Origin of the sequence: Methylobacterium sp. WL8 (assembly GCF_008040045.1) — a bacterium.
In the GTDB taxonomy this organism is placed as follows: Bacteria; Pseudomonadota; Alphaproteobacteria; order Rhizobiales; family Beijerinckiaceae; genus Methylobacterium; species Methylobacterium cerastii.
The window spans coordinates 63586-86465 of record NZ_VRVF01000004.1 but is presented as its reverse complement, the minus strand read 5'-3'; the positions used below and the strand labels follow the sequence as shown (position 1 = coordinate 86465).

Annotated in this window: 21 protein-coding genes; 15 read left to right on the top strand and 6 right to left on the bottom strand. The window is 72.0% G+C overall.

Annotation, left to right across the window (positions count from 1 at the left end; genetic code table 11):
• Positions 1-74 precede the first annotated feature (74 nt).
• Together purS and purQ are read left to right on the top strand one after the other, a co-directional pair.
• Positions 75-314 (top strand): phosphoribosylformylglycinamidine synthase subunit PurS, encoded by a 240-nt coding sequence (gene purS, locus FV234_RS02740; protein WP_147754103.1) that lies wholly within the window; start codon positions 75-77, stop codon positions 312-314.
• Entirely contained in the window at positions 314-994 is a 681-nt protein-coding gene (gene purQ, locus FV234_RS02735) for a phosphoribosylformylglycinamidine synthase subunit PurQ (RefSeq protein WP_147828006.1), read from the top strand. Before purS ends, purQ begins: the two co-directional genes overlap by 1 nt.
• 610 nt (positions 995-1604) lie before the next feature.
• Here purQ and FV234_RS02730 read toward each other — a convergent pair.
• From FV234_RS02730 to FV234_RS02710, 5 genes are all read right to left on the bottom strand, one after another.
• Positions 1605-4025: a penicillin-binding protein 1A gene (locus tag FV234_RS02730; protein WP_147828005.1), complete on the bottom strand. Its 2421-nt coding sequence runs from the start codon at positions 4023-4025 to the stop codon at positions 1605-1607.
• A 181-nt stretch (positions 4026-4206) separates the two neighbouring features.
• Positions 4207-5472: an N-acetylmuramoyl-L-alanine amidase gene (locus tag FV234_RS02725; protein WP_147828004.1), complete on the bottom strand. Its 1266-nt coding sequence runs from the start codon at positions 5470-5472 to the stop codon at positions 4207-4209.
• A gap of 323 nt (positions 5473-5795) precedes the next feature.
• Complete coding sequence (locus FV234_RS02720) at positions 5796-6629, bottom strand: hypothetical protein (protein WP_147828003.1); 834 nt, start codon at positions 6627-6629, stop codon at positions 5796-5798.
• A 186-nt stretch (positions 6630-6815) separates the two neighbouring features.
• Entirely contained in the window at positions 6816-7169 is a 354-nt protein-coding gene (locus FV234_RS02715) for a phasin (protein ID WP_147762492.1), read from the bottom strand.
• A gap of 320 nt (positions 7170-7489) precedes the next feature.
• Positions 7490-8764: a glycosyltransferase family 4 protein gene (locus FV234_RS02710; RefSeq protein ID WP_147828002.1), complete on the bottom strand. Its 1275-nt coding sequence runs from the start codon at positions 8762-8764 to the stop codon at positions 7490-7492.
• Positions 8765-8903: 139 nt separating this feature from the next.
• Here FV234_RS02710 and FV234_RS02705 point away from each other — a divergent pair, with 139 nt between their 5' ends.
• On the top strand, positions 8904-10193 hold the full coding sequence (locus FV234_RS02705; protein WP_147828001.1) for a glycosyltransferase family 4 protein: 1290 nt from the start codon (positions 8904-8906) through the stop codon (positions 10191-10193).
• A 48-nt stretch (positions 10194-10241) separates the two neighbouring features.
• On the top strand, positions 10242-10424 hold the full coding sequence (locus FV234_RS02700; RefSeq protein WP_147754504.1) for a hypothetical protein: 183 nt from the start codon (positions 10242-10244) through the stop codon (positions 10422-10424).
• Positions 10425-10510: 86 nt separating this feature from the next.
• Here FV234_RS02700 and FV234_RS02695 read toward each other — a convergent pair whose 3' ends face one another.
• The gene (locus FV234_RS02695; RefSeq protein ID WP_187273560.1) at positions 10511-10726 is read right to left on the bottom strand and encodes a hypothetical protein; all 216 of its coding nucleotides are present in this window, start codon (positions 10724-10726) and stop codon (positions 10511-10513) included.
• Positions 10727-10756: 30 nt separating this feature from the next.
• Between FV234_RS02695 and FV234_RS02690 the strand changes: the two genes are divergently transcribed.
• The 11 genes from FV234_RS02690 (at position 10757) to FV234_RS02640 (ending at position 22792) form a co-directional block, all read left to right on the top strand.
• On the top strand, positions 10757-11278 hold the full coding sequence (locus tag FV234_RS02690; protein WP_147754506.1) for a phosphate-starvation-inducible PsiE family protein: 522 nt from the start codon (positions 10757-10759) through the stop codon (positions 11276-11278).
• 70 nt (positions 11279-11348) lie between these two features.
• A complete protein-coding gene (locus tag FV234_RS02685; RefSeq protein ID WP_147828000.1) occupies positions 11349-12077 on the top strand; it encodes a DUF1223 domain-containing protein in 729 nt (242 codons plus the stop codon).
• A gap of 182 nt (positions 12078-12259) precedes the next feature.
• On the top strand, positions 12260-12931 hold the full coding sequence (locus FV234_RS02680) for an RNA polymerase sigma factor (protein ID WP_348643049.1): 672 nt from the start codon (positions 12260-12262) through the stop codon (positions 12929-12931).
• Positions 12924-13601, top strand: coding sequence for an NrsF family protein (locus tag FV234_RS02675; protein ID WP_147827999.1), 678 nt, complete (start codon positions 12924-12926; stop codon positions 13599-13601). The genes FV234_RS02680 and FV234_RS02675 overlap by 8 nt, the downstream gene beginning before the upstream one ends.
• 76 nt (positions 13602-13677) lie before the next feature.
• Positions 13678-14091, top strand: a complete 414-nt coding sequence (locus FV234_RS02670; RefSeq protein ID WP_238271104.1) for a DUF305 domain-containing protein — start codon at positions 13678-13680, stop codon at positions 14089-14091.
• A 344-nt stretch (positions 14092-14435) separates the two neighbouring features.
• Positions 14436-15032 carry a type II toxin-antitoxin system MqsA family antitoxin gene (locus FV234_RS02665; RefSeq protein ID WP_147762487.1) on the top strand — a complete coding sequence of 199 codons (597 nt, stop codon included), beginning with the start codon at positions 14436-14438 and terminating at the stop codon, positions 15030-15032.
• Between the two features lie 91 nt (positions 15033-15123).
• Entirely contained in the window at positions 15124-15546 is a 423-nt protein-coding gene (locus FV234_RS02660; protein WP_147827998.1) for a hypothetical protein, read from the top strand.
• Positions 15547-15628: 82 nt separating this feature from the next.
• A complete protein-coding gene (locus tag FV234_RS02655; RefSeq protein WP_147827997.1) occupies positions 15629-17341 on the top strand; it encodes an HlyD family efflux transporter periplasmic adaptor subunit in 1713 nt (570 codons plus the stop codon).
• Positions 17342-17351: 10 nt separating this feature from the next.
• Positions 17352-20480, top strand: a complete 3129-nt coding sequence (locus tag FV234_RS02650) for an efflux RND transporter permease subunit (protein WP_147827996.1) — start codon at positions 17352-17354, stop codon at positions 20478-20480.
• Positions 20481-20746: 266 nt separating this feature from the next.
• On the top strand, positions 20747-21100 hold the full coding sequence (locus tag FV234_RS02645; protein WP_147827995.1) for a hypothetical protein: 354 nt from the start codon (positions 20747-20749) through the stop codon (positions 21098-21100).
• 69 nt (positions 21101-21169) lie between these two features.
• Positions 21170-22792: an ABC-F family ATP-binding cassette domain-containing protein gene (locus tag FV234_RS02640; protein WP_147827994.1), complete on the top strand. Its 1623-nt coding sequence runs from the start codon at positions 21170-21172 to the stop codon at positions 22790-22792.
• The last annotated feature ends 88 nt before the right edge of the window (positions 22793-22880 follow it).

Here is a 22880-nt window from a genome sequence, read left to right as displayed (position 1 = left end):
ACCCGCGGTGTCGGACCCCGCCCCGACGCCCGCCTTCGCCTCCTTCCGTTCCAGACCCTGCTGAGTGGCCCATCATGAAAGCCCGCATCGTCGTCACGCTGAAGACCGGCGTCCTGGACCCGCAGGGCAAGGCCATCGAGGCCGCGCTGAAGTCCTTCGGCATCGAGTCGATCGAGGGCGTCCGCCAGGGCAAGGTGTTCGACATCGAGGTCGCCGCCACGGACCGGGCCGGCGCCGAGGCCACCCTCAAGACGGCCTGCGAGAAGCTCCTGGCCAACACCGTGGTCGAGAACTACGCGATCGAGATCGCGTGATGCGCGCCGCGATCGTCGTCTTCCCCGGCTCGAACCGCGACGCCGACGTCGCCCGCGCGCTCCGGCTTGCCGGCGCCGAGGTCACGACGATGTGGCACGCCGACGCCGCGCTGCCCTCCGGCACCGACCTCGCGGTCCTGCCCGGCGGCTTCTCCTACGGCGACTACCTGCGCTGCGGCGCCATCGCGGGCCGCGCCGCCGCCATGGATGCGGTCCGCGCCCACGCCGCCCGCGGCGGGCTCGTGCTCGGCATCTGCAACGGCTTCCAGATCCTGTGCGAATCCGGCCTGCTGCCGGGCGTGCTGATGCGCAACGTCGATCGCCGCTTCATCTGCCACCGGCAGACCCTGCGCGTCGAGCGCGCCGACACCCGCTTCGCCAGCGCCTACGCCAAGGGCGACGTCATCGACGTCTGCGTCGCGCATGGCGAGGGCAACTACTTCGCCGACCCCGACACCCTCGCCCGGATCGAGGGCGAGGACCGGGTCGCGTTCCGCTACTGCGACGCCGACGGCCAGGTGACGACGGCCGCCAACCGCAACGGCTCGCTCAATTCCATCGCGGGGATCTACTCCGAGGGCGGCAACGTCCTCGGGATGATGCCGCACCCGGAGAACTTCGTCGAAGGCCTCGTCGGCGGCACCGACGGACGCGGGTTGTTCACCAGCCTTGCGGCCTGAACCTGCGGCGATACTGATCTCGGGTAGGCCCAACGCGGCGACGACTTGAGGAACGCGCCCGCGTTAACGGCGCGTTAACCTCTTTTGTCCAATCTCACCGTAGTCCAGATGTCTGGATGTCGAGTGAGACCTCCGTTCCGCTCTGTTTGATGCCTCACTGAGACTCCAAAGCCGCCCCCGCAGGGCGGCTTTTTTTGTCTCGGATCGCCAGGCGGCCGACTGACCGCATCGCCGGACCTCACGGCGTTCGGAGCGGGCGCGGGTTCCCTCTCCCGTGCGGGAGAGGGACAGGGTGAGGGATGAGAACTCACCGGAGAGGGCAACACACCTCGCCCCAACCATTCTTCCCTGGGCAGGGTGTGATCGCAGACGGCGACCTGTTCTTGGGAGAAACCCGCCGGCAGCACCGCGTCATCCCGGGGCCGGGCAGCGGAGCCCGGGATCCAGAACCGCAGGTCGCACCGGACTTGGCACCGTCGGCGGTTCTGGATTCCGGGCTCGCCTGCGGCGCCCCGGAATGACGGTGCGGTGCCGTGTGATCGCCCTGCCCCCGGGGAGAGCGAGCCGTGCGGGGCGACCAGCGATCCGCAGAGAGCCTGGCGGCGTCCGCTCAGTACAGCCCGCCGGCTTGCGCCGCGCGGTCTGCGTCCGCCGGGACGGCGGCGGGGGCCGCGGCCTGGCCCGCCGGGGCGACGTAGGAGTCGGGCGGCGCGGTGCCGGGCTTGAACGCCTCGAGGATCGTGCCGGCGCCCTCGCCCGAGCCGGCGCGCATGCCGGAGCCCAAGGCCACGCGGATCAGCTTGATCCCCGGCGGCACCCGGAACGGCGTCGGGGGCTTGTCCTTCAGGGCGACCTTCAGGAAGTCGAGGGCGATCGGCGCGGCGAGCCCGCCGCCGGTGGCGCGGTCGCCAAGCGAGCGCGGCTTGTCGAAGCCGATGTAGATGCCGACCGCGAGGTCCGGCGAGAAGCCGACGAACCACGCGTCCTTGGCGTCGTTGGTGGTGCCGGTCTTGCCGGCGAGCGGCTTGCCGATCTGCTTCAGGATCGTCGCGGTGCCGCGCTGGACCACGCCCTCCATGATCGAGACCATCTGGTAGGCGGTCAGCGGATCGAGCACCTGCTCGGAATCGTCCACCAGCTTCGGCTCGTCCTGGCCCGACCACTTCTCGGCGTCGCAGCCGACGCACTTGCGGCCGTCGTGCCGGTAGATCGTCTCGCCGATCCGGTCCTGGATCCGGTCGATCAGCGTCGGGCGGATGCGGCGGCCGCCGTTGGCCAGCATCGAGTAGGCGGTGACCATCCGCATCACGGTGGTCTCGCCGGCGCCGAGCGACATCGGCAGCACCGGCAGCATGTCGTCGTAGACGCCGAAGCGGCGGGCGTACTCGGCGATCAGCGGCATGCCGACGTCCTTGGCGAGCCGGACCGTCATCAGGTTCTTCGAGTGCTCGATGCCGTAGCGCAGGGTGTGCGGGCCGCCGGACTTGCCGTCGTAGTTCGAGGGCGTCCACGCCTCCTGGCCGGGGCCGGCCTCGATGGTGATCGGCGTGTCCTGAACGATCGAGGACGGGGTGTAGCCGTTGTCGAGCGCCGCCGAGTAGACGATCGGCTTGAACGACGAGCCGGGCTGGCGCATCGCCTGCGTCGCGCGGTTGAACTCGGACTCGTCGTAGGAGAAGCCGCCGACCATGGCGTGCACGCGGCCGGTGTTCGGGTCCATCGCGACGATGGCGCCGGACACCTCGGGCTTCTGGCGCAGGCGGTACTGGCCGCGGCCGCCGTCCATCGCCTCGACGTAGACCATGTCGCCGGCGGTGAGGTTCGCCCGGCCGGCCCAGCGCATGCCCTCGGCGGGGATCGTGCCGGTCTCGCGGTCCTTGGAGACCTGGCCCGAGGCCTCGCGCTTGGGCTGGAGGCCGACCTGCAGGCCGCCGGCGCCTTGCCCGAGCACCACGGCGAGCCGCCACGGGGCGACGTCGCCGAGCGCGCTCACTTCGGACGCCGCCATGCCCCAGTCGCGCCCGGTCAGGTCGACCTTGGTGACGGGGCCGCGCCAGCCATGCGCCTGGTCGTAGCGCACAAGGCCGTCGACCAGCGCCTTGCGCGCCCAGCCCTGCATCTTCGGGTCGAGGGTGGTGCGCACCGAGAGGCCGCCCTCGTAGAGCTTCTTCTCGCCGTAGCGCTCGGAGATCTCGCGGCGGACCTCCTCGGTGAAGTAGTTGGCGTTGGCGGCGTTCGGGAAGGCGACGCGCGGGTTGACGCCGAGCGGCATCTTCTTGGCGGCGTCGGCCTCCTCCTTGGTGATGTAGTTGTTCTCCGCCATCAGGCGGATGATCTCGTTGCGGCGGTCGAGCGCCGCCTGGGTCTTGCGGTAGGGGTGGTAGTTGTTCGGCCCCTTCGGCAGGGCGGCGAGGTAGGCCGCCTCGTTGATCGTCAGCTCGTGCACCGACTTGCCGAAATAGTCCAAGGCCGCCGCGGCGACGCCGTGCAGGTTGCGGCCGGGCACGATGGTGCCGAGGAAGATCTCGTTGAGGTAGAGCTCGAGGATCTTGTCCTTCGAGTAGGTCGCCTCGATGCGCAGCGCGATCAGCGCTTCCTTGATCTTGCGGTCGAAGGTCTGCTCGTTCGACAGAAGGAAGTTCTTGGCCACCTGCTGGGTGATGGTCGAGGCGCCCTGCTTCTTGCCGCTCTTGGCGTTGGTCAGCGCCGCGCGCACGATCCCCTCGGGATCGATGCCGCCGTGCTTGTAGAAGTTCTTGTCCTCGGCCGAGAGGAAGGCGGCGACGATGATCTTCGGCATCGCCTGGATCGGCAGGTAGAGCCGGCGCTCCTTGGCGTACTCGGCCAGCAGCGAGCCGTCGGCGGCGTGGACGCGGGTCATCACCGGCGGCTCGTAGTTGGCGAGCACGGCGTGGTCCGGCAGGTCCTGGCTGTACTTCCAGTAGAAGAACGCGCCACCCGCGGCCGCGAGCACGAACAGGACCGCGCAGGCGCTGAACAGGAAGCCGAAGAAGCGAAGGATGAGGCGCATCCGGTTTCCCGTCGATCGGTTTCGTCGGCCGTGCGCGCGAGCGCATCCGGCTAGGGGGGTCGGGGCTGCCCGCAAGACGCAGGCCGATCCGGCGTGCCCGCAGCCTTGAAGGTCCCCGTCGACGATGACCGATGAGAGGACGGCGCGACGGGGTCTCGAGTGCCCCGTATCGACACCGGATCTATGGTGAAACTGGGGCGATTGCCGCCGAGCGGCGGTTCGGCGAGGCCGGCCGCACCAGGCTGGCGCGGTTGCCGAAGAACTGGTCGATCGCCTTGGCCATCGAGCCGGTGACGGAGGCGCGCCACTCGGCCGATTGCAGCAGGTCGAGGTCGCGCTGGCTCGACAGGTAGCCGAGCTCGACCAACACGCTCGGCACGTCGGGCGAGCGCAGCACCTTGAAGCCGGCCTCGCGGTGCGGCTTCGTGCTCATCTCCATCACCGGCCCGAGCTGGCCCATCAGGGTCTTGGCGAAGCCGGACGAGAAGCCGCGGGTCTCGCGCAGCGTCAGTTCCTGCAGGATGTCGGCGATCTCCGGCGGACCCTCGCCGGATTCGGCGCCGGCGGCGGCGTCGGCCTTGTTCTCGCGCTCGGCGAGCTTGGCGGATTCGCTGTCGGTGGCCTTCTCGGAGCCGGTGTAGATCGTCGCGCCGCGCACCTGCGGCGCCGACGAGATCGAATCCGCGTGGATCGAGACGAACAGGTCGGCCTTGGCGTCGCGGGCGATGCGCACGCGCTCGGAGAGCGGCACGTAGACGTCGCGGTCGCGGGTCATCGCCACGCGGTAGCGGCCGCCGGCCTCGAGGCGGGAGACCAGCACCTGGGCGAAGCCGAAGACGATGTCCTTCTCGAACACGCCGCCCACCGCGATCGCGCCGGGATCGATGCCGCCGTGGCCGGCGTCGACGACGATCAGCGGGCGGCGGTCTCCGGCCTCCACCGGCGCCACCGCCTTGCCGGAGGCGGGCGCGAGGTCCCCGGCGCTCGCCGCCTTGCGGAAGCTGTCGCGGTCGGCGCGCTGGAACGGGACGGTGAGGATCACCGCGCCGTCGCGCGCGCGCGTCGTGGTCTCGATCCGGCCGACGGTGGCGGGGCCGGCGAGGTCGACGACGATGCGCGAGCGGCCCGGCGCGAACAGGCCGTAGCGGAACGACTGCACCAGGCCCTCGCGGCGGCGGCCGGTCTCGGGGGCGAGCTGGAAGTTGACCTCGGCGAGGTCGATCACCGCCCGGTCCGGGCGCTCCATGACGAAGGCGCGGGCGTCGACCGGCTTCGACAGGGTGAGGGTGAGCTTGGTGCCAGCAGGCGAGGCGGCGAGGTCGGCCGCGATCGCGACCGCCGGCGGCGCCCGGTCCTGCGCATGCGTCGGCGACACGGCGAGCGCCGGGTTCAGGGCCACGGCCAGCGTGAGGATCGCGGAACGGATCAGGCGCGCGGATCGCAGCATCGGTCGGCCTCCCGAGCCTCCGATACGGCATAGGAGCGACATGGTTAACCGAAGGTTTCCGGCTACGCTTCGTTCGGGCGGCGCCTGTGGCCGCGCCGCGACAGGGGATTGGCGCGGGGAGGCGGGAGCGCTTACGCGCACATCCGCTCTTTGGGGAGCTGCCGGGTTCACACAGTTCGCCGCGAATGCCGAACCAAGCGCGGGCTTCCTCTCCCGTTCGGGAGAGGGGGCCGTGCCGTGCTCCGCGCGATCCGTCCAGAGCGGGCATGCGGACAGGTATGAATTCGACAGCGCGGAGGGGGGATAGGCGCGCCGCGCCTCCCTCAGCGCTGCGCGACCATCCGCGTCGCGCGGCGGGCGAGCTCGCTCCAGCAGGTGAGCGAGGCGTCGGCCGCGCGCTGCATCTCGTTGACCTGCAGGCGGATCGCGTCGGCCGGCGAGCGCGCGTCCTTCAGCGCGTTGAGGTGGGTGAGGACCGCGGAACTCTCGTCGCGCATGAAGGCGAACAGGGTCTCGCCGAGGCCTTCGAGGTCCTGGCGCAGGGCCGGGACGGGACGGCGGCCGGCCCGCCAGGAGGCGGGCGAGGGCAGCGCGCCGTCCGACAGACTCACCGGCGCCTCGCCGGCCTCGGCCGGTGCGGAAACGGGCTCGGGCGGGCGGGACGGCGCGGCGGGTTTCAGCGGCACCACGTTGGTGTAGGCGGGGGCAGCCTCGGGCTCCGCGGCCGCGACCGGCGCGGCCTCGACGGGCGGGCTCGGCTCGGGAGCCGCCGCGATTTCGGGTTCTGCGACCGGCGCCTCGGACTGCGCAGACGAGGTCCCCGGCTCCGCGGACGGCGCGGCGACGAGATCGGTCTCCGCGAGGTCAGCCTCGGCGAGCTCGGGCTCGGCGAGGTTGGCGTCGGCGGGCACCGGCATCTCGGCCGGCGCGGCCTGCGGTTCGGCCGCGGGCGTCGCGGCGCTCAGCGCCTCGGGCGAGACCGTGTCGAGCAGGTGGGCGTGAAGCGGCTCGGGCGCGGCCTCCGACGGCACCGCCGGGAACGCGTCCTCGGCCGGGTGCAAGGCCGCCTCGAGAGCGCTGGCCTTCAGCGGGGTCGGCGCTTTCGCGGGCGGGCGGCGGCCGGTCGATCGGCCCTGCGGCGTCCGTTGCTTGCCCATCGTCGAAGTCCCTCGAGGCCGTCCGGATTCCGTTCCGGCTCGCGTGCGAATCGGAAACGGGCAGCAAGGTAGACCAGTTGCCGCCCGGCGCAACGTGTCGCCGGCCAGGCGGCGCTCGGCGCCGACGGGACGTCACGGCGCCGGGGCGGCCGGCATGTCCGGCCCCATACGGGGCCGGGCGTCGGCTCAGCGCGCGGCGTTCTGGGCGATGGCGCCGAGGTCCTTGGCCTGCGCCTGCATCGCGGCGATCTGGCTGCGGACGAACTCGGACTGCAGCTCGAAGGCCTCGCGCAGGTCCTTGGTGCGCACGAGCTTCTGCGCGAAATCGAAGGTGGCGTTGGCGTTGGTCTGGGCGTGGTCGAAGCCCTTGGCGACGGCGGCCTGCATCGAGGACTGGAGCGAGACGCCCGAGGTCTGGACCTGCTCGGCGGCCTTGAGCGCGTTGCCCATCAGGGTGCCGACGGCGGTGCGGGCCTGGTCGACGCTCTTCTCGGCGAAGTCGCGCATCTCGGTCGGGATCTCGAAATTCGGGGTCTGCATCTTCAGCTCCTCGGAGGTCGTCGTCCACCGGGCGATTTCGAAGCGATCGCCGGTGCCGACCGGATTTATGTTGCGTTGCAACAATAAGTCAAGACGTCTCATCGGAACAAAAAATCGTTGCCTAATCAACAGTGAAGCGGCTGCGGGTGCCTCCGTCCGGCGGCAACAGGCTCGGCACCTGACAGAATGGCCGTCGTGTTACTGCAATGGCCGACAGAGCAGAGGGACACGACGGCCCGGATCGCCGATTCATCGCTTGCGAACACCACGACGGCGCACGGAAACTTGACTCGCAACAGCCGATGCGTCGGGTTCGCGCGTCACAGCGGATGCAGGGCCGGGCGTTCGGCGGCGATGCCGGCGGGCTCTTGCTGCATCGCATCACGAGGCGTGCGCCGCAGGCCGGCATAGAGCGCGGCCGACGCCTCGGCGTGCCGTGCGATCGTCATCGGCGCGGCCCAGTAGCGGGCATGCGCCGCCCGGCCCATCGCGGCGACGCGGGCATCGTCGGCGAGCTTCGCGAAGGCAGCGGTGAGCGCCGCGGGCTCGGGCGGGACGACGAAACCGCTGGTGCCGTCCAGGACCTTCTCGGCGGCGCCGGACCGGTCGGAGGCGACGACCGGGATGCCGGCGGCGAGCGCTTCGTAGACGGTGAGCGGCCCGGTCTCGTACCAGCGCGAGGGCGCCGCGAGCGCGCGGGCGCGGTGGCGCAACTCCGCCTGCACGGCCTCCGGCGAGCGCCAGCCGAGCAGCTCGACGCCGGGCATGGCGCGCAATTCCGCCTCGAGAGGCCCGGTGCCGACGAACAAAGCCGTGAGGCCGGCCTGATGGGCGGCTGCGGCGACGAGGTCGGCGCCCTTCTCGCGGGTGAGCCGGCCGACATAGGCGACGGCGTCGCCCGCCTCCGGCGCGGCCGGGGCGCCGGGGGCGACCCGCACCGGGTTGTCGACGCGGTGGTGCGTCAGCCCGTAGCCGCCGAGCATCGTCCCCATCCGCGCCCGGCTCGCGTCGCAGACGTGGACCACGTGGAGCCCGCGCCCCGACACGGCCCGCCGCGCCGCCGCGGTGCGGGCGACCCGCACCAGCTTGTGCAGGCGGCTCTTGGCATCGCAGGGCGCCAGGATGCAGGCGGCGGACATCGGCGCGAGGCTGCAGGGCTCGCCCGCGTCGAAACGGTAGTGGACGCCGTTGGGGCAGGCGAGGAAGTAGTCGTGCAGCGTCAGCACCACCGGGGCGCCGGCCGCCAGCAGCACCGGGAAGATTGCGGGCGACAGGCTGCGGGTCCATTGGTGCACGTGGACGACGTCGGGCGCGACGGGGAGCCGCCGGAGGGCGTCCTGCAGCGCGCGCGCGGAGCGGGCGTGCCAGATGCCGGCCGCCGCCGCGGCCACGGGGTTGCGCGCCCAGACGTCGGGAAGGTCGAGGCCGATCCGGGTGACGTTGCGATGGTCGAGGAGCGGGTCGACCGGGCCGGCGACGCCCTGGACGTAGGTGACCCTCAGGCCGAGCTCGGCCAGCCCCCGGGCCGATTCCACGGCCACCTTCTCGGCGCCGCCGCTTGGGCTCGCGAACTCGGCCAGGATCACGACGTGCATGGCGACACCGGCACAGGAGGTCGGATGAGAGGCGGTCGAGCGGAGAGGACAACCGCAGATCGCCGACCCGCCCGAGGTTTACGCGGGATCAACTGCATTCCGGTAAACGTGGGGACATCCAGGGAGCGGGAGCCGCCTCGTGCACGTCGTCCTCGTCGCCGACCACGCCTACGTCAACGGCGGCCAGGCCAAGGTCGCGCTCGATTCGGCCCTCGGGCTCGCCGCCCGCGGCACCCGGGTGACGCTGTTCGCCGCCTGCGGCCCGGCCGACCCGCGGCTCGCCGCCGCCGGCATCCGCGTCGTCTGCCTGGACCAGGACGACATCTCGACCACGACCAACAAGCTCGCCTTCCTGGCGCAGGCGATCTGGAACCGTACCGCGGCCCGGGCGCTCGCCGCCGAGCTGGCCCTGTGCGACCCCCACGACACCGTGGTCCACGTCCACGCCTTCGCCAAGGCGCTGTCGCCGTCGATCGGCGTCGCCCTACGGCGCTCGCGGCTGCCGCTCGTCTACACCATGCACGAGTTCTTCCTGGTCTGCCCGACGGGCGGGTTCTACGAGTACCCGGCCGCCGCGATCTGCCACCGGACGCCGATGTCGGGCGCCTGCCTAACCACGAACTGCGACGCGCAGAGCTTTCCACGCAAGCTCGCGCGGGTGGTCCGCCACCTCGGCATGACCCAGGTGGCCGACCTGCAAAACCTCTTTCGCTACGTCATCACGATCAGCGACCTGCAGGCGCGGGTGGTCGGGCCGCTCCTGCCGCGCGGCACGCAATTCCACCGGGTCGACAACCCGATCGCGGTGGCGCAACGGCCGATGGCGGAGCGGGCGCCGGGCGACTTCCTGTTCGTCGGGCGGATCTCGACCGAGAAGGGCGCGCCGATCTTCGCCGAGGCGGCGCGGCGGGCCGGCATCCGCCCGGTCTTCGTCGGCGACGGCGAGCAGCGGGCGGAGCTCGCCCAGCGCTACCCCGAGGCGACGATGCTCGGCTGGCGCGACGCCGCGGGCGTGCAGGCCCTGATGGCGTCGGCGCGCGCGCTGGTCTTCCCCAGCGTCTGGTACGAGGGCCAGCCGCTCACGGTCTACGAGGCGCTGGCGCTCGGCACGCCGGTGGTGGTGAGCGACGCCTGCGCGGGCCGCGAGGCGGTGATCGACGGTGAGACCGGCTTCCTGTTCCGCTCCGGCGACCCGGACGCCCTGGCCGCCCACCTGCGCCGCCTCGCCGACGACGCCCTGGCCGCGCGGATGGGCCGGGCCGCGCATGCCCGCTACTGGGCCGCGCCGCTCACCCTCGACGCCCACCTCGACCGGCTCGGCGGCGTCTACGACGTGGTGCTGCGCGAGTCGGCGTCCGGCCGGACGGCCCGGCCCGCGGCCGCCGCCCTGCCGACGCGGCGTGAAACACCCGGGCCGGCCCGGCGTTGACGGTCATCGGCGCCGTCTTCGGCGCCTCGTGACGCAGGAGTTGCCCCGATGACCGACGACCACAAGACGCCGAAGGGCGCGGACAAGCCGGGGTTCCAGCAGGGCAGCGCCAAGCCCGGCGACGAGACGAACCCCGCCAACCGGCAGGACAAGCTGAACGAACGCCTCGATGACGCCCTCGAGGAGACGTTCCCGTCGAGCGACCCGGTCTCGGTGAAGATCACCAAGTAGTTCGTTTCGCGAAAAGATGTCGGGCCGGTGCGCGAAGGCGCGCCGGCCCTTTTTCATGGGCTTCCCGCAGGATGCGAAGTGCGTGTTCAGCGCCCGCGCAGGAAGAAGAACCAGATCAGGAGGATGACGGGGATCGGGATCCCGATGAGCCACAGCAGGCCGCCGGTCAGCATGTCATTCTCCTCTGAGTTGCATACGGAGAACCGGGCGATCCGGAAAACCGTTCCGGCGTGCGGAAAGCGCCGCGATCCCCACACGCCGTCCCCCTTGCGCTGGACGCCGGACGCACGATCCTGTTTCATCGGAACAAAGCAGCATCCGGGGGGCATGCCATGGCCGACGATCCGCACGCGCAGGGCCGCCTTACGCGGGCGTCCAGCTTCGTCTTCCTGCACACCGAGCACGCGATCTACGCGGCGCTCGGCCTGCTCCTGGCCTTCACGGCGCTGATCGCGCTGATCGACGCCGTCGGGCTCACATGGGAAGCGGTGCGCTCCCTCGGCGGGGCCACGCAGACGCTGGAGGTTGTCGACCGGCTGCTGTTCCTGCTGATGCTTGTGGAGATCCTGCACACGGTGCGGGTCTCGATGCGCTCGGGCCGGCTCACCTGCGAGCCGTTCCTGATCGTCGGGTTGATCGCCTCGATCCGGCGGGTGCTGGTGATCACCCTGCAATCCTCCGAGATCATGCACGGCAAGGATTGGTCGCCGGAGAAGGCGGCCCTGTTCCAGGCCTCGATGATCGAGCTCGGCGTCCTCGCCGGCCTGATCCTCACCATGGTGGCCTCGATCTTCCTGCTCCATCGCGCCCGCGACGACGACAAGCCGGCCGGCGAGGAGACGGACACGCTCTGACGCGGCGGCTCGGTAACCGGTACGGCGCGGGCGCGAAACACCGGCATCTGCCCGTTTCCGGAGATTGGCCATGCGATCCATCACGCGATCCACCCTGCGCCGCACGATCCCGCTCGCGCTCCTCGCCGCCCTGATCGGCTCTTTCGCCGGCACACGCGCCGACGCCGCCGGACGGCCGGTGGTGGTGGAGCTGTTCACCTCGCAGAGCTGCTCGTCCTGCCCGCCGGCCGAGGCGCTGCTCGGGCAGCTCGCCGGCGAGGGGCGCGAGGTTCTGCCGCTCGCCTTCCACGTCACCTACTGGGACCACCTCGACTGGCGCGACACCTACGCCCTGCCCGCCGCCACCGCCCGGCAGGCGGCCTACGCGAAAAAGCTCGGCGGCGGGTCGTACACGCCCGAGGCGGTGATCGACGGCCGGGTCGGGCTCGTCGGCTCCGACGCCGGCGCGGTCCGCGGCGCGATCGCGACGGCGCACGGCGCGGCCTCCGCGGAGGCGCCGGTGACGCTGGCGCGGCGCGGCGGCACCCTCGTCGTCGCGGTCGGCGCCGGGCAGGGTGGCGGCACCGTGACGCTCGTCGGGTTCGATCCGAGCCACGCCACCCGGGTCGCCCGCGGCGAGAACGCCGGCCGCACCATCGCCCAGGCCAACGTCGTCCGCGCCGTGTCGGACCTCGGCCGCTGGAGCGGGCAGGCGGCGACCTGGGAGACGCCGCTCCCGGCCGGCGCCGACGCCGCGGTGATCGTGCAGGGCGCCGACGGCCGGATCTTCGGGGCGGCGCGGCTCGGGCCGGCCACCTGATACCAAGTCTCATGGGTCAGAACCCATGAGGTCCGGCGGACGACCGCCGCCCCGCAGTCGCGGGGGGGCCGAACCTCGATGAGTCGGGCTCGGCGAGGTTCGGCATGAGCGTAACCTCCACGCCGCCCCGGCGAAGACGGATGCGGGCGATGGGCGCCCGACGTCGTTCCTGAGGCTCGCCGATGTTCCTGTCCGCCGTCGGCCCGGCTCCCACGCTGCGGGTGCGTTCCCCCGGCGGCGCCGTTGCGCTAGGGTCGGGGACACGACGCGGCGACAGGGCGGCGATGGCGCTCGAGGACAGTCTGGCGACGGCGATGGCCGCGGCGCAAGCGGGCGATGCGGCGGCCTACCGCCGGCTGCTCAACGCCTGCCTGCCGGTGATCGCAGGCATCGCCCGCGCGCAAGGCGTGCGCGGCGAGGCGGTGGACGACGTGGTGCAGGACACCCTGCTGACGATCCACAAGGCGCGGGCGAGCTACGACCCGGCGCGGCCGTTCCTGCCGTGGCTGCGCGCCATCACCCAGCGCCGGGCGATCGACCGGCTGCGCCGCGCGGGGCGCCGCCCGCAGGAGGTGCACGACCCCCTGGCCTACGAGGCCCACGCCGACGCAGGGCCCGCCCCGAACACCCGCATCGAGGCGGACGAGCGCAACGCCGCGCTGGCGCGGGCGGTGGCGGCGCTGCCGGACGGGCAGCGTCAGGCGGTGGAGCAGCTCGCCTACGCCGAGCGCTCGCTGGAGGAGGCGGCGGCGCTCACCGGCCGCAGCAAGGGTGCGCTGAAGGTGAACCTGCATCGCGCCCTGAAGGCGCTGCGCGGCACGCTGGCCCGGGACAAGGAGGGCGGCGATGCCTGAATCCGTGCACGAATCCCTGGTCGACGACCTCGTCGGCGGCCTCGCGCCGGTGCGCCGGCTCAGCCCGCCGGCCTGGCGCGCGGCGGCCTGGCTCGCGGCTGTGCTGGCGGTCGCCGCGATCCTGATGCCGATGGCCGACATGGACGGCCTGCGCATGCGCCTCGCCACGCCGGACCTGCGCATCGCGGCGCTCTGCGCCGGGCTCACCGCGATCACCGCCGCGCTCGCCGCCTTCATGACCAGCGTGCCCGGCCGCTCCCTGCGCTGGGGGCTGCTGCCGCTGGTGCCGGCCGCGTTCTGGGTCAGCGCGAGCGGGCTCGGATGCCTGCGCGGCTGGCTCGCCCCCGGCACCACCCCGGCCGACGGCCACGCGATGGAGGGCTGCTTCGCCTTCCTCGTCGGCGTGTCGCTGCCGCTCTCGGTGCTGCTCGTGGTGATGCTGCGCCGCGCCTGCCCGCTGCACCCGAACCTCACCGCGGCGCTCGGCGGCCTCGCGGCGGCCGCGGCGGCGGCGACCCTGCTCGTCCCGTTCCACCCGCACGACGCCACCGCGACCGACCTCCTGATCCACGCCGCCACCGTGCTCGGCGTGATCGGGCTGAACGGAATCTTCGGCGGGCGGCTGCTCGGGGGCGGCCCGGATGCGGGCGTGCGCGCCCGGAACGATTGATCCTCCGGCGGCGGTTGACCTTGCCACCATGGCAAGCTTCACGGTGGCCCACATCCCCGTGAGGAGCCTCGACCCCATGCGAAACATCGTCCGCCCCGCCGCGATCGCGCTGGCCGCCACCTTCGCCGGCGCGGCGCTGGCACAGAGCACGCCGCCGCGCATGGACCACGATAAGATGGGTCACGAGCACATGGACCATGCCGGGCGCCATCCCGCGCCGGCCGCCGGCGAGGCGCCCTCGACCCAGGCGTTCCGCGCCGTCGACGCGCGGATGCACGCCGACATGGCGATCCGCTACAGCGGCGACGTCGACGCCGACTTCGTGCGCGGCATGATCCCCCACCACGAGGGCGCCATCGGCATGGCGCGGGTCGCGCTGCAATACTCGAAGGACCCGGAGGTGCGGGCGCTCGCCGAGGAGATCGTCAAGGCGCAGGAAGGCGAGATCGCCCGGATGCGGGCGATCCTGGCGCGGACGGGCGCGAAGTAAAACGCGCTCTGCGGCTCCGAACGTTCTGTCGTGAGCCCCGATCCCGTTCGGCGCGGGTGCGGCCTTGACGGATCGGACGTTCGGCATCTTATAGGCATCCTGCGTACAGGAAGAACCGGTGTCGGCCTGCAAGGTTCGGATCGTCGTCGATCATGCCGCCAGCGACGACCCGATCTTCACGGTCGAGGTGCGGACCCCCTGGGGTTCGCTCGATGTGATGGCCGAGGTGACGCTGTCGGGACGCGTCCTGGAGCTGAAGGGCATGCACGTCGGCGGCGACCCGACGACGAAGTGGGGCGCGGCCGTGCTCCGCGACATCGCGCAGGGCGTCATGGAGGAATTGGATGTCGACGCGATCCACGTTGTTGGCGGCGTTCGGACCACGGGTGCAAATCCGGGACGAGACCCTCGTCCGCGACGGCTCCGCCGAACGCCTCAACCTCAAGCGGCTTCCGGGCTCGCACCTCGACACGGTGGCGGCGGCCCGCGCCCTGGTCCGTAGGCACCTTCCGGTGAAGGCCGCCCACGCGGTCATGACGGAGGTGTTCGACACGGGCGAGGCCTATGTCGAGCTCCCGAAGGTCGAGAGCCTGAGCCGCCTCGCCTCGGAGCTGACGGCGTTGGGCATCGCGGTCCGCAAGCACGGGCCGGACCCGATCTCCGTCCGGAGCGTGCGCGAGGCCCTGCGGCTCTCGCAAGCTCAGTTCGCGCTCCGGTTCGGGCTGGAGGAGGCGACGGTCAAGAATTGGGAGCAGGGCAAGTCGAAGCCGAACGCCACGGCCATGACATTGATCTGGACGATCCATCGCCACCCCGAGGCGGTCGTCGACGCCCTTGCCGTGAGCGGAACCGCGGTGAGCGGAATCGCGACCGAGGCGGAGCCAGTCGGCCACGCTTCGGCGGCTCTGGATTCCGGGCTCCGCTTCGCGGCCCCGGAATGACGGGGTGTTTGGCCAATGCCCGAGCGGCATGATCCCTGATCATCGGAGCCGACCCTGCCCTTTCGCCCGAATCGTGCTAGGCTTCGCCGCGATGCTTAGCGCCCGGCACCTCTTGCGACGGCTCGCTGCGATCCTTCGGGTCGCAGCGCTCCTCGTCATGGTCCCGGCCTTCGCCCAGGCGCATGCCGGGCACGCGCACGCGCACGCGCACCACACCGGCGCCGGCCATCCCGCGTTCGGCCATGCCGCGGTCGGCCACATCCTGAACGCCGCGGCCCAGCCGGATCCCGCGATGCAGGCGGCGGTCGTCGCCGCGGGAGACTCGGCGTCCGACCGGGCGGATTGCGTGGCCTGCCCGGGCTGCTGCTGCGCCCACGTCTTCGTCGCGGCCGCGGACGGGGACGGCGTCCGCCCCGACGACTTGAACGGCCTCCGCGTCGCGATGGGGCCGGAGACCGCGCGCCCGAGCGCGGTGCCCGAGGCCCTTCCCGAGCCCCCTCGACCCTTCGCCTGAGACCGCGCGCCGCCGGCCGGCGCGCACGACGCGGCTCGTCTGGTCGAGTCGCGCTCCGTCCCGATGCGAAAGTCGACCTCCCATGACGATCCGGCTTCCCGCCGCCCTTTCGGCGGCCCTCGTGGCGTTCCTGGCGGCCGCCGCACTCACCCTCGCCCCGTGGGCCGGCGCGGCGCGCGCCCACGAAGGCCACGACCATTCCGAGGCCGCCGCGGCGCCCGGCGTCGAGGCCCCGCGCGGCACGTCGAGCACCGACGCCCTCGAACTCGTCGCGGTGGCGCGCGACGGACGGCTGACGGTGTTCCTCGACCGCGCCGACACCAACGAGCCCGTCGCCGACGCGACGATCACGGCGGAGACGCCGGCGGGCCAGGCGACGGCGGTTGCGGGCCCCGACGGGAGCTACCGCCTCGACGCCCCCTGGAGCGCGACGCCGGGCGCGTACGACGTGCTGTTCACGGTGACCGTCGGCGGCAGGGCCGACCTGTTCCCGGTCGACCTCGACGTCCCGGTGCCCCCCGCCCCGGCGGTCGAGCCCGCGCCCTGGCATGCGGGCCTCGCCGTCGCCCACGATTTCGGCGCGCACCTGCGCAGCGCCGACCCGATGCCGTTCCTCGTCGGGGGCGCCGGCTTCGTGCTCGGCATCCTCGCGACGGTGCTGATGCGAGCCCGCCGGGGCGTCGCGGCGGTCGCGCTCCTCGTGCTGGCGGCCGGGCTGCTGCTCGCGCCCTCCGCCTTCGCGCACGGCGACGACGACCACGACGCGCCGACGCCGATGGCCGCCGCCGGCGCACAGGACCTTGCCCGGCGCCTGCCCGACGGGTCGGTGTTCGTGCCGAAACCCACCCAGCGCGTGCTGACGCTGCGCACCCTCGTCACCGCGTCGGGCGTGCTGGCGCGGACCACGGAGCTGCCGGGACGGATCATCGCCGACCCGAACGGCAGCGGCGTGGTGCAATCCTCGGTCGGCGGCCGGCTGTCGCCGCCGGAATCCGGCCTGTTCCCGCGCCTCGGCTCGCCGGTGCGCAAGGGCGAGGTGCTGGCCTTCGTCACGCCGCCGGTCCAGGCGGTGGACGTGTCGGACATGCGCCAGCGCCAGGGCGAGCTCGACCAGCAGATCGCCATCGTCGCGCGCCGGGTCGAGCGCTACCGCAAGCTGAGCCCCGGCGGCGCGGTCTCGCAGGTCCAGATCGACGACGCGGACGCCGAGCTCAAGGGCCTGGTCGACCGCCGCAAGGCCCTCGACGGCGTCCGCTCGCAGCCCGAAGCGCTGGCGGCGCCGGTCTCGGGGGTGGTCGCCGAGGCCAACGCGGTCGCCGGCCAGATGGCGAGCCCGGGCGCGATGGTGTTCAAGATCGTCGACCCGGCCCGGCTCTGGGTCGAGGCCCTGAGCTTCGACGCGCTGGCCAGCACGGCCGACGCCACCGCGCGGCTCGCCGACGGGCGCCGGCTCGAGCTGGCCTACCGCGGCGCCGGCCTCGCCGACCGCGCCCAGGCCGTGCCGATCCAGTTCGCCGTGCGCGACGCGCCGCCCGAGCTGCGCACCGGCCAGTTCGTGACCGTGCTCGCCGCCACCGACACCCAACAGACCGGCCTCGCCCTGCCGCGGCTCAGCGTGGTGCGCGGCGGCAACGGCCAGACCCTGGTCTACGAGCACGTCGCGCCGGAGCGCTTCGCGCCGCGCGAGGTCCAGGTCGAACCGCTCGACGCCGCCCGCGTGCGGGTGGTCTCGGGGCTGAAGCCCGGCCAGCGGATCGTGACGCAGGGCTCCGAACTCCTCAACCAGATCCGCTGAGGAGGCCGGCATGTTCACGTTCCTCGTCACGCAGGCCCTGCGCAACCGGCTGGCGGTGCTCGCCATCGCCGCGATCCTCGTCGTCTACGGCGCGTTCACCGTCACGCGCCTGCCGGTCGACGTCTTCCCCGACCTCAACCGGCCCACCGTCACGATCATGAGCGAGGCGGAAGGCCTCGCCCCGCAGGAGGTCGAGCAGCTCGTCACCTTCCCGCTGGAGACGCAGATGAACGGGCTGCCCGGCGTCACCCGCGTGCGCTCGGTCTCGGGCGTCGGCCTGTCGGTGGTCTATGTCGAGTTCGACTGGGGCACCGACATCTACCGCAACCGCCAGCAGGTGGCCGAGCGCCTCGCCATGGCGCGGCCGCAGCTGCCGGCGGAGGTGAGCCCGACCATGGGTCCGATCTCCTCGATCATGGGGCAGATCGTCATGGTCGCGCTCACCGGCGACACGGTCGACCCGATGCGCCTGCGCGAGATCGCCGACTTCACGATCCGGCCGCGCCTGCTGTCGATCCCCGGCGTGGCGCAGGTGATCCCGATGGGCGGCGAAGTGCGCCAGTTCCGCGTCGCGCCCCAACCCACGGCGCTGCGGGCGCTCGGCGTGACGCAGGCGCAGCTCGAGACCGCGTTGGCGCAGTTCGGCACCAACACCGGCGGCGGCTTCACCGACCAGTACGCCCGCGAATACCTGATCCGGAACCTCGGCCGGACCATGAACCTCGACGACCTGCGCAACATGGTCGTCGCCACCGTGGACGGGCGGCCGGTCTACCTGCGGCAGGTGGCGGAGGTGTCGTTCTCCGCCAAGGTGAAGCGGGGCGACGCCGGCTACATGGGCGCGCCGGCGGTGGTGATCTCGGTGGAGAAGCAGCCCGGCGCCGACACCGTCGCGCTCACCGGGCGGATCGAGGCGGCGCTCTCGGAGATCACCGCGACCCTGCCGGCGGGCGTGCGCGCCGACCGGCTGATCTTCCGGCAGGCGAACTTCATCGAGACCTCGATCCGCAACGTCGAGCAGGTGCTGGTGGAAGCGATCGTGGTGGTGGCGATCGTGCTGTTTGCCTTCCTGTTGAACCTGCGGACCACGGCGATCTCGCTCACCGCGATCCCCGTCTCGATCCTGGCGACGGCCATCGCGTTCCACCTCGCCGGCCTCTCGATCAACACGATGACCCTCGGGGGGCTCGCCATCGCCATCGGCGAGCTCGTCGACGACGCGGTCGTCGACGTCGAGAACATCTTTCGCCGGCTCAAGGAGAACCGCGCGGCGGGCGACCCGCGCTCGACCTTCGCGGTGGTGGTCGCCGCCTCGCAGGAGGTGCGCTCAGGCATCGTCTACGCGACGATGGTGATCGTGCTGGTGTTCGTGCCGCTGTTCGCGCTCTCCGGCATCGAGGGCCGGCTCTTCGCCCCGCTCGGCCAAGCCTACATCGTCGCGATCCTGGCGAGCCTCGTGGTCTCGATCACCCTGACGCCGGTGATGGCCTACTACCTCCTGCCCGGCCTCAAGCGCCTCGACCAGCACGAGAGCGGGTTGATCCGCCGGCTCAAGCGCGCGCTGGCCGCGACCCTGCGCGTGGCCCTGCCCCGCGGGCGCCCGATCCTGCTCGCGGCCGCGGTCGCGGTCGCGGCGGCCGGCGTCGCGGCGGCGTGGCTGCCGCGCGCCTTCCTGCCGCCGTTCAACGAAGGCTCGTTCACCGTCAACATGACGTTCAACCCCGGCATCTCGCTGCCCGAGAGCAATCGGATGGGGCTGGTGGCCGAGCGCCTGCTCCTGGAGATCCCCGACGTGCGCTCCGTCGGCCGCCGCACCGGCCGGGCCGAGCTCGACGAGCACGCCGAGGGCGTCCACTCCTCCGACCTGGAGGTGGACCTGAAGCCCGGCGCCCGGGCCAAGGACGCCCTCGTCGCCGACATCCGCTCCCGCCTCGCCCTGCTGCCGGTCGGCGTCAACGTCGGCCAGCCGATCTCGCACCGGCTCGACCACATGCTCTCGGGCGTGCGGGCCGAGATCGCCCTGAAGATCTTCGGCGACAACCTCGACACCCTGCGCAGCCTCGCCGGAGACCTGCGCCAGCGCCTGGCCGCGATCCCCGGCATCGCCGACCTGCAGGTCGAGAAGCAGGTGCTGATCCCGCAGCTCGAGGTCCGGGTCGACTACGCCCGGGCCGCCCTCTACGGCGTGCAGCCGGCGGCCCTCGTCGAGCAATTGAGCCGGCTCTCGAACGGCCAGGTGGTCTCGCGGGTGGTGGACGGCGTCCGCCGCTTCGACGTGGTGATGCGGCTGTCCGACACCCAGCGCACGACCCAGGCGCTCGGCGACCTCCTGGTCGAGACGCCGTCCGGCTGGGTGCCCGCGCGCCAGATCGCCGACATCCGCGAGACCGACGGCCCGAACCAGATCCTGCGCGAGAACGCCAGGCGCAGGATCGTCGTCCAGGCCAACACCGCGCCGGGCGCCGACATGGGCCGGGTCGTCGCCGCCATCCGCGAGCAGGTGGACGCCACCCGGTGGCCGCCGGGCTACGCCACGAGCCTCGAAGGTTCGTTCCAGGCGCAGGGCGAGGCGGCGCGCACCATCGGCCTGCTCTCGCTCGTCTCGCTGGCGCTGGTCTTCACCCTGCTCTACGGGCGCTACCGCTCGGCGGTGCTGACCCTGATCATCCTCGGCAGCATCCCGCTGGCGCTGATCGGCTCGGTGGTCGGCCTGTGGCTCGCCGGGCAGCCGCTCTCGGTCGCCTCGATGATCGGCTTCATCACCCTCACCGGCATCGCCACGCGCAACGGCATCCTGAAGATCAGCCATTGGCTCAACCTCGCGATCCACGAGGACCTGCCGTTCGGGCCGGACCTCGTGATCCGCGGCAGCCTGGAGCGGTTGACGCCGGTGCTGATGACGGCGCTCGCGGCCGGCATCGCGCTGGCGCCGCTGCTGGTCGGCGCCGACGCGCCGGGCAAGGAGATCCTGCACCCGGTCGCGGTGACGATCTTCGGCGGCCTGATCAGCGCGACGCTGCTCGACACGGTGCTGACGCCGATCCTGTTCCTCGCCTTCGGCCGCAAGCCGCTGGAACGCCTGCGGGCCGCCGCCCGCGCGGAGGCGCCGACCGGAGTTGCGACGGCCGAGGCGTTTTGACGGGTCGTTCCGCTACGTCTCCCTCCCCCCTAGGACCGCTGCGCAGTCAGACGACGGCTCCGGTACGGATCGCGCGAGACGCACCGCGGCTCCTTCTCCCGGGGGGAGAAGGCTGGGATGAGGGGCGTGACCTCTCCGGCCAGTTCTCGCCCCTCACCCCAACCCTCTCCCGCCCGGGAGAGGGGGCCCGCGCTTCGTCGCGAAGATGTCGAGGCCTTGCGAAGGACCTTCGACAGACCTCCCCCCGTAAAACCCAGGAGCCCCTCATGCGCCCCATCCTCGCCACCGCCCTCTTCCTCACCCTCGCCGTCCCGGCCCTCGCCGCCGGCCCGAACGGCGGCGTCGTGGTGGTGGCGGACGGGCATCCGATCGAGTTCGTCGCCTCGGACGCCGCGCTGACCTTCTTCGTCACCGACGACGACGGCGGCCCGGCCAGGACCGTCGGCGTGACGGGCAAGGCCTTCGTCCAGGCCGGGGGCCGGACCGAGACGGTGGCGCTGGCCGGCGCGGAGCCGAACCGGCTCGTCGGCGCGCTCAAGGCGCCGCTGCCCGCCGGCGCCAAGGTGGTGCTGTCGGCGCGGATGCACGGCCACACCCTGCAAGCCCGCTTCGAGAGATGAGCCCTGCCCTTTCGGTGATGCGCCCGATGCCGTAAGGCCCGCGGGACCACACCAGGGCCTTTCCACCGCATGATACGCCTCGAAAAGATCGGCAAGCAGAACGGCCGGCAGATCGTCTTCATCGAGGCGTCGGCCGCCCTGCAGAAGGGCGAGAAGATCGGGCTCGTCGGCCCCAACGGCGCCGGCAAGACCACCCTGTTCCGGATGATCACCGGCGAGGAGGAGCCCGACGAGGGCCAGGTCTCCACCGATCGCGGCGTCACCATCGGCTATTTCAGCCAGGACGTCGGCGAGATGTCGGGCTGCAGCGTGGTCTCGGCGGTGATGGACGGCGCCGGCCCGGTGAGCGCGGTCGGCCTGGAGATGAAGGCGCTGGAGGCGGCGTTCTCCGATCCCGACCGGGCCGACGAGATGGACGCGCTGATCGCCCGCTACGGCGAGGTCCAGGCGCGCTTCGAGGAGCTCGACGGCTACGCGCTCGAAGGCCGGGCCTACGAGGTGCTGGCCGGCCTGAGCTTCAGCCAGGAGATGATGGACGGCGACGTCGGCAAGTTGTCGGGCGGCTGGAAGATGCGCGTGGCGCTGGCCCGCATCCTCCTGATGAACCCGGACGTGATGCTGCTCGACGAGCCGTCGAACCACCTCGACCTGGAGAGCCTGATCTGGCTCGAATCCTTCCTCAAGGGCTTCGAGGGCGCGCTGCTGATGACCTCGCACGACCGCGAGTTCATGAACCGCATCGTCGGCAAGGTGATCGAGATCGACGGCGGCACCCTCACGACGTTCTCCGGCGACTACGCCTTCTACGAGCAGCAGCGGGCGCTGAACGAGAGCCAGCAGCAGGCGCAGTTCGAGCGCCAGCAGGCGATGCTGGCCAAGGAGATCAAGTTCATCGAGCGCTTCAAGGCGCGGGCGAGCCACGCCGCCCAGGTGCAGAGCCGGGTGAAGAAGCTCGACAAGATCGAGCGGGTGGAACCTCCGAAGCGCCGGCAATCCGTGACGTTCGAGTTCCAGCCGGCGCCGCGCTCGGGCGACGACGTCGTGATGCTCAAGGGCGTGCACAAGCGCTACGGCAGCCGCACGATCTACGAGGGCCTGGATTTCGGCATCCGCCGGCGCGAGCGCTGGTGCGTGATGGGCGTCAACGGCGCCGGCAAGTCGACGCTTCTGAAGCTCGTCACCGGCTCGGCCGCGCCCGACGACGGCACGGTCGCGGTCGGCGGCAGCGTCAAGCTCGGCTACTTCGCCCAGCACGCCATGGACCTGCTCGACGGGGATCTGACCGTCTTCCAGGACCTGGAAAGCACTTTCCCGCAGGCCGGCCAGGGGTCTTTGCGGGCGCTCGCCGGCTGCTTCGGCTTCTCGGGCGACGACGTGGAGAAGCGCTGCCGGGTGCTGTCGGGCGGCGAGAAGGCGCGGCTGGTGATGGCCAAGATGCTGTTCGACCCGCCGAACTTCCTGGTGTTGGACGAGCCCACCAACCACCTCGACATCGGCACCAAGGCGATGCTGATCGACGCGCTGTCCAGCTACGAGGGCACGATGCTGTTCGTCAGCCACGACCGCCACTTCCTGGCCGCGCTCTCGAACCGGGTGCTCGAACTCACCCCTGACGGCATCCACCAATACGGTGGCGGCTACACCGAGTACGTGGCCCGGACGGGTCAGGAGGCACCGGGCCTGCGCAGCTGAAGGCGCGACGAGGGCGGTGACCTTCGCGCCTGCGTAGACCGCGAGCTGTTCGAGGCGCCTATAAGTGGTCCCACCCAGGGAAGACGGC